This window comes from Variovorax paradoxus (assembly GCF_030815975.1).
GTDB lineage: Bacteria > Pseudomonadota > Gammaproteobacteria > Burkholderiales > Burkholderiaceae_C > Variovorax > Variovorax paradoxus_N.
This window is the reverse complement of the sequence record NZ_JAUSXL010000002.1, coordinates 4162194-4175206: the sequence shown is the minus strand read 5'-3', so window position 1 is coordinate 4175206 and position 13013 is coordinate 4162194. Positions and strand designations below refer to the sequence as shown.

Sequence of the window (13013 nt, the reverse complement as noted above, 5' to 3'; positions counted from 1 at the left end):
AGGCCTAGGTTTCAAGCAGGTCCTCCAGCCGCAGCGGCAACCGGCGCAAGCGCTTGCCGGTGGCATGGAACACCGCATTCACGATGGCGGGCGCCACGCCGACCATGGCCACTTCGCCCAGGCCTTTCACGCCCATGGCATTGAGCCGCATGTCCGGCTTGCCGACAAAGTCGACATCGATGCGGCCGATGTCCGCCGCCACGGGCAGCACGTATTCCGCAAGGTCCGCGTTGAGGAAGCCGCCGTAGCGCGCATCCACCTCGCTCGCCTCGCGCAACGCGGCGCCGATGCCCCACACCACGCCGCCTTCGACCTGGCTGCGCGCAGTGCGCAGGCTGGCCACCGTGCCGCAGTCGGCCACGCTGAGCACGCGCGGCACGCGGATGCGCCGCGTGGTGGGTTCGATGCGCACCTCGACAAAGTGCGCGATGAAGCTGAAGGCGACGAAGTCGGGATACACCGGCCCGGCCGCGGCGGGCAGCCCGCCGGTGAGCCGCCCGAAGACCTGTTCGGGCTGGCCCGGCGCGCGCATCCGGCTTTCGGCCTCGGCAAAGGGGCGGCCCGAGGCGCGCAGCAGCGCCACGGCCGTAGCCCCGTCCGCACCAGGCTGCGCACCCGCGTTCTGCCGCAGGTCGTCCATGAGCCGCTGCGCGGCTTCCTGCACCGGCGGCAATGCCGTGGCCGTGCCCCAGGAGCCGGCGGTCAGGTGCTGCGGCGCGGCGGCGGTGTCGCCGACCAGAATCTCGACCGCGGCCACCGGCGCGCCAAGCACGCGCGCCACCGTCAATGCAATGGCCGTGCGAATGCCCTGCCCCATCTCGTGGCCGCCGACCGCCACCCGCACCGCGCCGCTCGCGTCGAGCCGCACCTTGGCGACGGCCGGTGCAATGGCCGCCTTGTAGGCGCCGGCCGCCACGCCCCATCCGATGAAGCTGCCGTCGGGCGCGCGCATCGAGCGCGGCGCCATCGTGCGGCGCGCCCAGCCGAACGCGCTGCTTCCCTTGGCGAGACACTCCGCCAGGTGGCGCGACGAAAAAGGCTTGCCGCTGATCGGATCGACGGCCGCGTCGTTCGCAAGGCGAAACGCAACCGGGTCCCGGCCGAGCGCGTAGGCCATCTCGTCCACCGCGCTTTCGAAGGCGAAGGCGGCCGGATGCTCGAACGGCGCGCGCATGTAGCCGGGCGTCTGCACGTCGGTGCGCACGAGCCGCTCGCGGCCCAGGAAATTGCCGATGCCGTAGAGCCGCGAAGTGATCTCGGTGCCGCTCGATGGAAACAGGTCGTGGCGCGAGGTCTGCTGGTCGATCTCGTGGATGGCGGCGACCAGCTTGCCGCTGCGGTCGGCGCCCAGCCGCACGCGGTGGCGGCTCGCCGGCCTGAAGCTCGCGTTGTGGAACAGCTGGCTGCGCGACAGCACGAGCTTCACCGGCCGGCCCAGCGTGCGCGCCGCAATGGCCACCAGCGCGGTGTGCGACTGCAGCGAATTCTTCTGGCCGAAACCGCCGCCCACCGTGGGCGACAGCACGCGCACCTTTGCGGGCTCGATGCCCAGTTGCTTCGCCAGGCCGTGGCGCACGCCTTCGGCATTCTGGGTCGGCTCGCGGATGGTGAGCACGCCGTCGGCGCTCCATTCGGCCACGGTCGCGATGATTTCCATCGGGTTCTGGTGCTGCATCGGCAACTCGTACGCCGCGTCCACCGTGAAGGCGGCATCCTGGAGCGCGGCTTCGGCATCGCCCGCGCGCCGGTCGGCGAACATGGGTTGCGGCAGCAGCGCGGACTGCATCTGTGGCTCGGCACCGGGCGCATCGATGGTGGCCACGAAGGGAATGGCGGTGTACGTCACGGCCACCAAAGCAGCGGCCTCGCGAGCAGCCTCAGGCGTGTCGGCCACCACCATGGCCACGGTCTGCCCGCGGTAGGCAATCTGCGGCGAGCGCAGCGGATAGAAGCTCTGGAAACCGAAGCCGCCTCCCATCAGGAAGCCGCCGGTGTCGAAGCTGCCGACGTTCTCGTGCGTGAACACCGTGCGAACGCCGCGCACGCGCTGCGCCGCCGCGGTGTCGATGGCGGTGACGGCGCCGCGCGCAATGCGCGATGGCACCAGCGCGGCATGCAGCAGCCCGGCGCGCGCATCGTCCGCCGCATAGCGCGTGGCGCCGCGCACCTTGTCGCGCGCGTCGACGCGCTCGGCACCGGCGCGAGGCGTGCGCTTCATCACTGCCGTGTTGAGATTTGTTGCCATCTTCAGCTCCTTTCCCTGGCCAGCATCAGCGCATCGGTCACCGTTTCGATGCCGAGCGCCACCTTGAACGCGTTGTGCTCGAGCGGCTTCGCGCCCTCGAAGGCAAGTTCGGCGGCCCGCCGCGCGGCCGCGCGCGTGAACGGCTGGCCGACCAGGCTGCGCTCTGCCTCGGCCGCACGCCACGGATGCGTTGCCACACCGCCGAGCGCAATGCGCGCGTCGACCACCCGGTTGCTCCTGATCTCCAGGGCCACAGCCGCCGAGGCAAGCGCAAAGGCGTAGGACTCGCGGTCGCGGATCTTGTGGTACGTGGAGCCCCGCCCGATCGCCCTGCGCGGCACGCGGATGCGCACGATCAGCTCGTCGGCCGCGAGCACCGTTTCCAGATGCGGCGTGGCGCCCGGCGCACGGTGCAGTTCGCGCACCGGCACCGTGCGCTCCCCGCGCGGGCTGACGGTGTCGACCAGTGCGTCGAAGGCCACCAGCGCAACGGCCCAGTCGCCGGGATAGACGGCCACGCAGGCGTCGCTGCCGCCCAGCACCGCATGACCGCGGTTCTGGCCGCCCACCGCCGAACAGCCGCTGCCGGGCACGCGCTTGTTGCAGGCGAATTCGGGTCCGCCGCGAAAGTAGGCGCAGCGCGTGCGCTGCAGCAGGTTGCCGCCCACGGTTGCCATGTTGCGCAGCTGCTGCGACGCGGCCTTCCAGAGCGACTCCGACAGGGCTGGGAATTCGCGCTGCACCACGGCGTTGTCCGCCACGTCGCTCATGGCCGCGAGCGCGCCGATGCGCAGCTCGCCGCGGCTGGCGGTGTCGACTTCGCGCAGGCCTTCGATGCGGGTGATGTCGATCACCGTGGCCGGCGCTTCCACGCCGAGCTTCATCAGGTCGAACAGCGTGGTGCCGCCCGCGAAGTAGCGCGCGCCGGGCTGGTTCTGCGCGAGCAGCTGCACGGCTTCGCCGGTGCTGCGCGGACGCAGGTAGGCGAAGTCATGCATGGCGACTGCCCTCCATGCGCCGCACATGCGGCGCAGCCTCGCGGATCGCTTCGAGAATGCCCGCGTACGCACCGCATCTGCAGATGTTGCCGCTCATGTATTCGCGGATCTGCGCGTCGCTGGTGGCGTGGCCTTCGCGCACGCAGGCAATGGCCGCCATGATCTGGCCGGGCGTGCAATAGCCGCACTGCAGCGCGTCATGGTCGAGAAAGGCCTGCTGCATCGGATGCAGCGTGCCGTCGGCCGACTCGATGCCCTCGATGGTGGTCACGGCGCAGCCGTCGGTCTTCACGGCCAGCGTGAGGCACGAGGCCACGCGGCGGCCGTCCACATGCACGGTGCAGGCACCGCACTGGCCGTGGTCGCAGCCCTTCTTGGCGCCGGTGAGGCCGAGCTGTTCGCGCAGCACGTCGAGCAGCGAGGCGCGCGGCTCCAGCTTCAGTTCGTGGAGCCTGCCGTTGATGGTGACGCGGGTCTCGTGGGACCCCGCGCCGGGGTTGGGTGCCGCGCGGCCGGTTTCCGCGGCCGCACTTGCGCCGGCCGAAGCCGCGGTGCCCGCGCTGGCCGCCGTGGTCATCATGAACATGCGGCGGTTGACGGCAGGCAATGCGCCTGCTGCGTTCTGCAGGGGTGGATGGCTCATGGGGCTCTTCCTTTTTTTCTTCTTCAGAATTCGCGGCCGAGGCGCGCGTCGAACGACGCAGGGCCGCTGCCGCGCGCCGCGATGCACAGCGCGACGAAGACCAGCATCAGCGGATATTCGTAGCCGCGGTCGATCCAGGGAAAGGTGGGTGCCAGCAGGTAGCTGATGACCAGCATCTGCACCACCACCATCGGCGCGACGATGCGCGTCAGGAAACCCAATGCCAGCATCAGCCCGCCGACGCCTTCGAGCAGCGCGATGAACCAGCCGATCAGCGGTGCGGCGGGCAGGTGCAGCACGTTGGCGATCAGGTTGACCGAGCCGGCCATCGGATCGGCCATGCTGCCGTGGCTGCGGCCCAGCAGCTTGGGGATGCCGTGGGTCATGAGCATCAGGCCGAACGCGATGCGCAGCAGCGCATGGCTCAGCGGCTCCAGCCGGTCATAGAGGCTGCGCAGCCGTGGAAAGATCAGTTGCATGGGGAGCGCTCCTGGGTCGAAGGGGTTGCGGGGAAGCGCCGAAAAAGGTGGCGCGAGAGGAAGTCTCTCTGTTCTGCATGGGCGAATAAATATGCGAATCTCGCCAATACAATTCAATGAGACTCAACAATCAAGAAGACCATGGATCGCTTCGACGCCATGCAGCTGTTCACCCGCATCGTCGATCTGGGCAGCTTCACCCAGGCCGCGGCCGCACTCGACATTCCGCGTGCCACGGCCACGCATGCCATCAAGGAGCTGGAAGCAAGGCTGCACGTGCGGCTGCTGGAGCGCACGACGCGCCAGGTGCGCACAACCGTCGACGGCCAAGCCTTCTACGAGCGCTGCCGCCATCTGCTGCGCGAGCTCGAGGAGGCCGAGTCTTCGCTGTCGGAACTCGCGGTCAATCCGCGCGGGCGCCTGCGCATCGACATCCATGGCGCGCCCGCCCAGGCAATCGTGCTGCCACGCATCCACGAATTCCATGAGCGCTATCCGCACATCGAACTGGCCATGGGCAGCGGCGACCGGCTGGTGGACCTGGTGCGCGAAGGCGTCGACTGCGTGGTGCGCGCGGGCGAGCCCAAGGATTCGTCGCTGGTCACGCGCCGCCTGGCGCTGCTGCCGCAAGTGACCTGCGCGAGCCCGGGCTACCTGGCCGCGTACGGCACGCCCACGCAGCCGTCCGACCTCGCCCGGCACCTGGCGGTCAATTTCTTCTCGGCCTCGCGGCCCGAGGTGTTTCCGTACGAGTTCATGGTGGACGGCAAGCTCGAAACCTGCATGCTGAAGGACTGGATCAGCGTCAACAACGCCGATATCTACAAGAGCTGCGCCGAACAGGGCTGCGGCATCATCCAGGTGCCGCGCTTCAGCGTGGAGAGCCAGCTGCGCGAGGGCTCGCTGGTCGAGATCCTGCCGCACACGCCCTGCCCACCGATGGTCTATTCGGTGCTGTACCCGCACCATCGCCAGCTCTCACCGCGCGTGCGGGTGTTCATCGACTGGATCGCGCAGCTCTATGCGGAGCGCTTCGGCAGCGCGGCCGCATAGGCGCCGGCGCGGTGGTCACCGCGCAGTCACGTGGCGCACCTAGCATCCGCAGGCCCTTGCCGCCACCTACCCAGACTGCACCACCCCACGCGATGTACCCCGGCGAACGGCTCAACGGATACAGCCATCTGCTGGGCCTGGTGCTCGCACTTGCGGCCACCGCGCTGCTGCTTGCCAAGACCCTGCCCACCGGCGACCCGGCACGGATTGCCGGCGCGCTGGTGTTCTCGCTCTCGGCGGTGGCGCTGTATGCAGCCTCCACGCTGTTCCACAGTACCCGGGGGCGGCTCAAGCGCTTCTGGGAGCGCGCGGACCATTGCGCCATCTACCTGCTGATCGCGGGCACCTACACGCCGTTCGCGCTGGTCACGCTGCACGGGCTGTGGGGCTGGCTGCTGCTGGCCGCCGTGTGGAGCGCGGCGTTCTTGGGCATCGCGCGCGAACTGCTGCAGGCGAACAGCGCGGGCGCGAAGCCTCCGCTGGCGCTCTACATCGCCATGGGCTGGCTCGGCGTGCTGGCCTCGGCGCCGCTGGCCGCGCGGCTCGACAGCGGCGGGCTTGCGTGGCTCCTGGCGGGCAGCGCGCTCTACACCGCGGGCACGGTGTTCTATCGCAACCGGCGGGGCTTTCGGCATGCGCACGGCACCTGGCATCTGTTCGTGCTCGCGGGCACCGCGAGCCACTATGTCTGCGTGGGCTGGTTCGTGCTTTGATGCACAACCGCGAGCGGGCACGGCCCCGCCGTAAGCACCTGTTACCACCTCTCGCGCGGTTTCGCGTCGTGAGATGTGCACAATGCGCCCCATGCCAAATATCGCCTCCATCCTGAAATCCGAGATTTCCCGCGTCGCCCGAAAGGAAGTTCGCGCGGAGATCGAAACGCTCAGAAAAGCCTCCACGCTCCACCGCGCCTCGATCGCCGCCTTGCGCCGGCAGGTCGAAAAGCTGGAGAAGGAACTGCGCCGCACCACCAAGACCGTGGTGCGCGCCGCTCCCGCAGGCGATGCCGACGAAGCCGCCGAATCAGGCCCGCACCGGCGATTCAGCGCCAGCCGTCTGGCCGCTCACCGCGGCAAGCTCGGCCTCTCGGCGGCCGCCTATGGCAAGCTGGTGGGCGTCACCGGCCAGACCATCTACAAGTGGGAGCAAGGCAAGGCAAGGCCGCGCAAGGCCCAGCTCGAAGGCCTGGCAGCCGTTCGGGGCCTGGGCCGGCGCGAAGTGGCCGAGCAGTTGAACGGATAAATCAGCCCCTCCCCCGGCACCGCTTCATGTCCAGCCTCATCGTGCACGGCGGTACGCCGCTTCGTGGCCGCATCACACCTTCCGCCAACAAGAATGCCGTGCTGCCCGTGCTGTGCGCCACGCTGCTCACGCGCGAGCCCCTGCGCCTGCACGGCGTGCCCGACATCACCGACGTGCGCAAGATCCTCGACATCTTCCGCAGCCTGGGCAGCGAGGCGCGCATGGACCACGCCACCGGCACGCTGGAGCTGCACCACCGCGACACGGTGTTCGATGCCGCGCGCGACCGGCTGCCCGAGGAGATGCGCTCGTCGATCATGCTGGTGCCGCCGCTGCTCGCGCGCTTTGGCATTGCGCGGCTCGAAGACAACGTCAAGGGCTGCACGCTGGGCGTGCGCGAGATCGATCCGCACGTCGATGTGTTCCGGCGCTTCGGCGGCGAGGTGGAGCGCGCCAGCGGCTCGCTGCTGGTGCGCTGCGCCGGGCCGCTGACGCCCGCGCAGCATTGGCTCGACTACGCCTCCGTCACCACCACCGAGAACTTCGTGCTGTGCGCGGCAGCGGCCAACGGCAGCTCCACGCTCACCAATGCCGCCTCCGAACCGCATGTGCAGGAGTTCTGCCGCTTCATGACGATGCTCGGCGTGCGCATCGACGGCATCGGCACATCGCGGCTCACCGTGCACGGCGGCGGCGCGCTGGGCGGCGGGGAGTTCCGCTTCGACGAGGACTTCCACGAGATCACCACCTTCCTGGCGCTGGGCGCCATCACGGGTGGCGACGTGGTCGTGCGCAACAGCGCGCCCGAGAACTTTCCGCTGATCGACCGCACCTTCGCCAAGTTCGGCGTCACGGTCACGCACACAGACGGCTGGTCGCGCGCCAGCAGCACCGGCCCGCTCAAGGTGCAGACGCCTTTCACCAGCAACGTGCTCACCAAGGTGGAAGCGGCGCCGTGGCCGTACTTTCCGGTCGACCTGCTTCCGATCTTCATCGCGCTGGGCGTGCGCGCCCAGGGCAATGCGATGTTCTGGAACAAGGTGTACGACGGCGCGCTGGGATGGACCGGCGAGCTCTCGAAGTTCGGCGCCCACGTCTTCTCCTCGGACCCGCACCGGCTCATCAGCTTCGGCGGCAGCCCGCTCACGCCGGCCGTCGTCGAGAGCCCCTACATCATCCGCGTGGCGATCGCGCTCTTCATGGTGGCGGCGAGCATCGAAGGCCGCTCCGAAATCCGCAACGCCGCGCCGATCCGCCGGGCCCACCCGCGCTTCGCCGAGAACCTGCGCAGCCTGGGCGCACAGGTGGAGTGGACGAGGGAGGAATGAGCGCGGGGCGCTTCAGCCCCTGAGCGCGCCCACCGCGATGCGCGCCGCCGACGCGATGACGTCGTTGCGGCCCGGCGCATCCGGCTTGGGAAAGGTCAGGTAGACCGCCATCACCATCGGCGCGCCGGCCGGCGGCCACAGCACGGCGATGTCGTTCACGGTGCCGTAGGAGCCGGCGCCGGTCTTGTCGCCCACCTTCCAGTCGGCCGGCACGCCCGCGCGGATGCGCGTGGCGCCCGTGGTGTTGCCCAGCAGCCAGGCCTCGAGCTGGCTGCGCTGCGCCGCACCGAGCCCGTCGCCCAGCACCAGCCGCTGCAGGCTCGCGGCCATGGCCTCGGGCGACGTGGTGTCGCGCGGATCGCCCGGAATGGCGCTGTTGAGCTCGGTCTCCCAGCGGTCGAGCCTGAAGGTCTGGTCGCCGATGGAGCGCGCGAAGGCGGTCACCGCGGACGGGCCGCCCAGAATCTTCACCAGCAGGTTGGCCGCGGCGTTGTCGCTGTACTGGAGGGTGGCGGCGCACAGCGCGGAAACCGTCATGCCCTGGCCCAGGTGCTTCTCGGTGATGGGCGAGTTGGAAAGAATGTCGCTCCTCGCGTAGCTCACGCGCCGCTCCAGCAGGCCGGGCTCGCGGGTGCTGCGCGCAAGGATGGCGGCGGAGGCCATCATCTTGAAGGTGCTGCACATCGGGAAGCGCTCGGTGGCGCGGTGCTGCACGCGCGCGCCGGTCGCAGTGTCGAAGGCGGCCACGCCGAGCCGCCCGCCCACGGAGCTTTCGAGCGCCGCGAGCTGCGCTTCGGCACTCGAAAACGTGGTGGCCTGCGGCCCCTTGGCGGACCAGGCGGTACAGGCGCTGGCCAAGGGCAAGGCGGACGCGGCAAGCAGGAAGGTGCGGCGATTGGCGGATGATTTCATGGGTCTTTTTGTCTGCGAGTGGATGGAACGAAGCGAATCGTAGGAGCGCCATCGCTCAGGCTCCAGCGCCAGGCGGCGCAGCCGCGTCTCGCCTGTATCGGGTGTAACCGGAAAAATCATTCAACTTTTCGGTTGAATAAATCTCGAGGCAAGACTATATTCAACCTCATGGTTGAACTAGACGACGAACGGCTCGACGCCGTGTTCCAGGCCCTGGCCGACAGCACGCGCCGCACCATGCTGCAGCTGCTGGCCCAGGGCGAATGCAGCGTGGGCGAACTCGGCGCGCCATTCCGCATGTCGTTCGCGGGCGCATCCAAGCATGTCAAGGCGCTGGAGCGCGCCGGCCTGGTCTCCCGCACGGTGCACGGCCGCGCGCACGTCTGCCGGCTGGAGCCGGCAGCGCTCGCATCGGCCAACGCATGGCTGCGCTATTACGAAGGCTTCTGGAACAACCACCTGGACGCGCTGGAGAAGGAACTGCGGCGCGACGCATCCCGCAAGTGAAGTCCCCTTTCTTTTTCAAGGAGCAAGCCATGGCCAAGAACAGCCTCGGAACCCTGATCGAACCCGGCACCCTGCGCATGGAGCGCACGCTGCCCGCCCCCGTCGAGCGCGTGTGGGCCTATTTCGTCGACCCCGACAAGCGCGCCGCCTGGCTGGCCGGCGGCACCATGGCCGAGGAGCCCGGCAGCGTGATCGAGCTGCGCTTCGACCACACCCGGCTGTCCGGCGAAGTGGCCCCCGAGCGCTTCAGCGCCTGCCGCAGCCCCATCCTCCAGAAGTCGCGGATCGTCGAGTTCGAACCCCTCAAGCGCCTGACCATCAGCTGGGGCAGCGAAAGCGCCACCGCCTCGGAGGTCGCTTTCGAGTTCACGCGAGCGGGCGACGCCACACACCTCGTGCTCACGCACCGGCGCCTGCCCGACCGCAAGGAAACCCTCAGCGTCTCCAGCGGCTGGCACGCCCACCTCGACGTGCTCGACGATGTGCTGCACGGCCGCAAGCCGCGGGGGTTCTGGACCAACCACGCGGCGCTCGAGAAGGCTTACGACGAGCGGCTGCCGGCTTGATCGGGCGAGGCTGCGCCCTTTGTTCGGCGCGGCCGGCCCCCTTCCGGAGTCGGATGGCGACTACAGGCAAGTGCCCGCGCTTGCGTTAAGGTTCGCAGCATCCGCCGACTCCGAAGCACCGCCATGGCCCTCACTCCTTCCCCCGCACCGGTCCGCAAGCATTTCTCGATGATCCGCGGCTTTCACCTGGCCGATGCATTCACGCTCGGCAATGCGGCATGCGGCGTGGGCGCGGTGTTCCTTTCGATGGCCTTCATGGCGAGCCAGTCGCTGGCGCAGTTCCTCTGGGCCGCCGCGCTCGCGCCCGCGGCCTTCGTGTTCGACGTGTTCGACGGCCGCATCGCGCGCTGGCGGCAAACGCATTCGGCGCTGGGGCGCGAGCTCGACTCGCTGGCCGACGTGATCTCCTTTGGCGTGGCGCCGGCCGCGCTGGCCTTTGCCGCGGGCCTGGACGGCGGCTGGGACTGCGTGCTGCTGATCTATTTCGTCGGCTGCGGCGTGAGCCGGCTCGCGCGCTACAACGTCACGGCCGAGGCGCTTTCGGCAGGCGCCGACAAGGTCAAGTACTTCGAAGGCACGCCCATCCCGACCAGCGTGGTGCTGGTGGGCGTGCTGGCCTGGGCCGCCTGGCAGGGCCGCATCGGCGACGCGGTGTGGGGCGGCGCCTGGGTGCTCGGGCCGTGGCAGCTGCATCCGCTCACGCTGCTCTTCGCGCTCTCGGGCACGCTGATGATCAGCAAGACGCTGCGCATTCCCAAGTTCTGACCGCCTGTCCACTCCAAGGAAGCCCTTCCGATGATGAAGCTGTATTTCGATCCACAGAGCCGCTCGCAGGTCGCGAAATGGATGCTCGACGAAGCCGGCGTGGAGTACGAAATCGTGCCCACGCTGATCCGCGAGAAGGCGCACAAGAAACCCGATTACCTGAAGATCAATCCCTCGGGCAAGCTGCCGGCGCTGGTCGATGGCCGCAGCCGCGTGTTCGAGAACGCGGCCATCTGCATGTACGTGGCCGAGAAGTTTCCGCAGGCCAGGCTCGCGCCGTCCGTGGGCTCGCCCGAGCGCGGCCGCTACCTGTCGCTGATGGTCTATTCGACGGCGCAGCTCGAACCCTCGATGGGCGACAGCCTGCTCGGGCTGCACAGCAACAACAGCGCGCGCGGCTGGACCCATTTCGAGCAGGCCAAGGATGCGGTGGAACGCGAGCTGGGCTATGGCCCCTACCTCTTCGGCGCGCAGTTCACCGCGGCCGACGTGATGATCGGCTCGATGTTCATCTGGCACCGCGCATTCGGCGGGCGCTCGAACCGGCCCAAGATCGATGCCTACATCGACCGCCTGCAGGCGCGCCCCAAGGGCATGAAATTCGGCTGAACCGCATCCCACCCATGTCAAAGGCACCCTTCCCCCACGGCGCGGCCACCGGCCTCGACCAGCTGGTCCGCATCGCCGCCGGGCAGCCGCTCGCACCGGCCTGCGACCATTTCTACTTCCTGCGCCACGGCCAGACCGGCCGCAATGCGCAGCGCATCTTCCAGGCCGTGGACGAGCCGCTGAGCGAGCTCGGCCTGCAGCAGGCCGCACGCGCCGCCCAGCTGCTGGCGGGCGAGCCGATCCGCACCATCGTCTGCAGCGACGCCCGCCGCGCGCACGACACGGCGCATGCCGTGGCCACCGTGCTGCGCCTCGTGCCCACGCCGCAGGCGGGCTTGCGCGAGCGCAACTTCGGCGCGCTCATCGGCACCTCGTCGGCCGAGATCGACTGGGCCTGCGAGCCCGAGGGCGGCGAAACCCTGGCGCAGTTCGTGGCCCGCAAGCGGCTGGCGCTGGACGCCGCGCTGGCGCAGCCCGCGCCGGTGCTGGTGGTGGCCCACGGGGGCACGCTTTACGCGCTGGCCGCGCTGATCGGTGTGCCCATCGACCTGGCCCTGCTCGGCAATGCGCAGCCATTGCGTTTTTCGCGCAGCGGCCCCACCTGGACCGTAACGCCGCTGCTGCGGCATGCCGACGGCGATTCGAGCCTGGCCTGAACCGGCCGGCGCGCGTACCGTTCGGCGTTCACACTACCGACAAGCATGGAATTCAAGGACTACTACAGCGCCCTGGGCATCGACCGCACCGCGTCCGACGACGAGGTGCGCAAGGCCTACCGCAAGCTCGCGCGCAAGTACCACCCCGACGTCAGCAAGGAGCCCGACGCCGAGAAGCGCATGCGCGACATCAACGAAGCCAACGACGTGCTGCGCGACAAGGAAAAGCGCGCCGCCTACGATGCGCTGGCCGACCGCGTGGCGCGCGGCGGCCACCCCGAGGGCGACTTCCAGCCGCCGCCGGGCTGGGACGCCGGCTTCGAATTCCACCGCGGGCCGAACCAGGGCCCGGCCGACCATGCCGAATTCAGCGAGTTCTTTTCGTCGCTGTTCGGCGAGGCCGAGCGCCGCGGCGCGGCAAGGCGCAACTACCGCGCACGCGGCGAAGACCATCATGCGGCCATCGAGATCGCGCTCGAGGATGCGCTCAACGGCGCCGAGCGCGAGATCACGCTGCGCGCGCAGGAACTCGACGCGCAGGGCCGGCCCACGTTCAAGACGCGCACCCTCAGCGTCAAGATTCCGCCCGGCGTTCATCCGGGGCAGTTCATCCGGCTCGCCGGACAGGGCATGCCCGGCCATGGCGGCGAACCCGCGGGCGATCTCTACCTGGAGGTGCGCATCGCGCCGCACAGGCTCTATCGCATCGAGGAGCGCGACCTCTACATGACCTTGCCCGTCACGCCGGCCGAGGCCGCGCTCGGCGCGCAGGTGAAGGTGCCCGTGCCCACCGGCGGCGTGGTCGAGGTGACCGTGCCGCGCAACGCGCGCAGCGGCCTCAAGCTGCGGCTCAAGGGCCGCGGCCTGGCCGGCAAGCAGCCCGGCGACCTGTACCTGCTGCTCGAGATCGCGCTGCCCCCGGCCGACAGCGAGGCCGCGCGCAAGGCCTACGAACAGCTGGCGCAGGCATCCGCTTCGTTCAACCCACGCCAGCATCTGGGAGTCTGAGC

15 protein-coding genes are annotated in these 13013 nt (G+C 69.4%); 10 read left to right on the top strand and 5 right to left on the bottom strand.

The genetic code is table 11. The features are described 5' to 3' along the window. Window positions 1-4: 4 nt before the first annotated feature. The 4 genes from QFZ47_RS23350 to QFZ47_RS23335 are packed head-to-tail and all read right to left on the bottom strand — an operon-like array spanning window position 5 to window position 4365. A complete protein-coding gene (locus QFZ47_RS23350; protein ID WP_307657901.1) occupies window positions 5-2245 on the bottom strand; it encodes a xanthine dehydrogenase family protein molybdopterin-binding subunit in 2241 nt (746 codons plus the stop codon). A gap of 2 nt (window positions 2246-2247) precedes the next feature. Next, a complete protein-coding gene (locus QFZ47_RS23345; RefSeq protein ID WP_307657900.1) occupies window positions 2248-3243 on the bottom strand; it encodes an FAD binding domain-containing protein in 996 nt (331 codons plus the stop codon). After that, complete coding sequence (locus tag QFZ47_RS23340; RefSeq protein ID WP_307657899.1) at window positions 3236-3886, bottom strand: (2Fe-2S)-binding protein; 651 nt, start codon at window positions 3884-3886, stop codon at window positions 3236-3238. The genes QFZ47_RS23345 and QFZ47_RS23340 overlap by 8 nt, the downstream gene beginning before the upstream one ends. Before the next feature lie 23 nt (window positions 3887-3909). After that, window positions 3910-4365, bottom strand: coding sequence for a DoxX family protein (locus QFZ47_RS23335; protein WP_307657897.1), 456 nt, complete (start codon window positions 4363-4365; stop codon window positions 3910-3912). Window positions 4366-4506: 141 nt separating this feature from the next. Between QFZ47_RS23335 and QFZ47_RS23330 the strand changes: the two genes are divergently transcribed. The 4 genes from QFZ47_RS23330 to QFZ47_RS23315 all read left to right on the top strand — a co-directional run bounded on the left by QFZ47_RS23330 (window position 4507) and on the right by QFZ47_RS23315 (window position 7988). Continuing rightward, window positions 4507-5418, top strand: a complete 912-nt coding sequence (locus QFZ47_RS23330) for a LysR family transcriptional regulator (RefSeq protein ID WP_307657896.1) — start codon at window positions 4507-4509, stop codon at window positions 5416-5418. A gap of 92 nt (window positions 5419-5510) precedes the next feature. Then, window positions 5511-6131, top strand: a complete 621-nt coding sequence (gene trhA / locus QFZ47_RS23325) for a PAQR family membrane homeostasis protein TrhA (protein ID WP_307657895.1) — start codon at window positions 5511-5513, stop codon at window positions 6129-6131. A gap of 91 nt (window positions 6132-6222) precedes the next feature. Further along, a complete protein-coding gene (locus QFZ47_RS23320; RefSeq protein WP_307657894.1) occupies window positions 6223-6660 on the top strand; it encodes a helix-turn-helix domain-containing protein in 438 nt (145 codons plus the stop codon). Window positions 6661-6686: 26 nt separating this feature from the next. Further along, window positions 6687-7988 carry a UDP-N-acetylglucosamine 1-carboxyvinyltransferase gene (locus tag QFZ47_RS23315; RefSeq protein WP_307657893.1) on the top strand — a complete coding sequence of 434 codons (1302 nt, stop codon included), beginning with the start codon at window positions 6687-6689 and terminating at the stop codon, window positions 7986-7988. A 12-nt stretch (window positions 7989-8000) separates the two neighbouring features. On the opposite strand, the gene bla is transcribed toward QFZ47_RS23315, so the two are convergent. After that, complete coding sequence (gene bla / locus QFZ47_RS23310) at window positions 8001-8900, bottom strand: class A beta-lactamase (RefSeq protein ID WP_307657892.1); 900 nt, start codon at window positions 8898-8900, stop codon at window positions 8001-8003. 168 nt (window positions 8901-9068) lie between these two features. Here bla and QFZ47_RS23305 point away from each other — a divergent pair, with 168 nt between their 5' ends. The 6 genes from QFZ47_RS23305 (at window position 9069) to QFZ47_RS23280 (ending at window position 13011) form a co-directional block, all read left to right on the top strand. Beyond that, a complete protein-coding gene (locus QFZ47_RS23305) occupies window positions 9069-9407 on the top strand; it encodes an ArsR/SmtB family transcription factor (RefSeq protein WP_307657891.1) in 339 nt (112 codons plus the stop codon). Window positions 9408-9436: 29 nt separating this feature from the next. Next, window positions 9437-9973 (top strand): SRPBCC family protein, encoded by a 537-nt coding sequence (locus QFZ47_RS23300; protein ID WP_307657890.1) that lies wholly within the window; start codon window positions 9437-9439, stop codon window positions 9971-9973. Window positions 9974-10096: 123 nt separating this feature from the next. Then, window positions 10097-10738 (top strand): CDP-alcohol phosphatidyltransferase family protein, encoded by a 642-nt coding sequence (locus QFZ47_RS23295; RefSeq protein ID WP_307657889.1) that lies wholly within the window; start codon window positions 10097-10099, stop codon window positions 10736-10738. Between the two features lie 30 nt (window positions 10739-10768). Continuing rightward, window positions 10769-11347: a glutathione S-transferase family protein gene (locus QFZ47_RS23290; RefSeq protein ID WP_307657888.1), complete on the top strand. Its 579-nt coding sequence runs from the start codon at window positions 10769-10771 to the stop codon at window positions 11345-11347. Between the two features lie 14 nt (window positions 11348-11361). Next, complete coding sequence (locus tag QFZ47_RS23285; RefSeq protein ID WP_307657887.1) at window positions 11362-12003, top strand: histidine phosphatase family protein; 642 nt, start codon at window positions 11362-11364, stop codon at window positions 12001-12003. 45 nt (window positions 12004-12048) lie between these two features. Then, window positions 12049-13011 carry a DnaJ C-terminal domain-containing protein gene (locus tag QFZ47_RS23280; protein ID WP_307657886.1) on the top strand — a complete coding sequence of 321 codons (963 nt, stop codon included), beginning with the start codon at window positions 12049-12051 and terminating at the stop codon, window positions 13009-13011. Window positions 13012-13013: the final 2 nt, after the last annotated feature.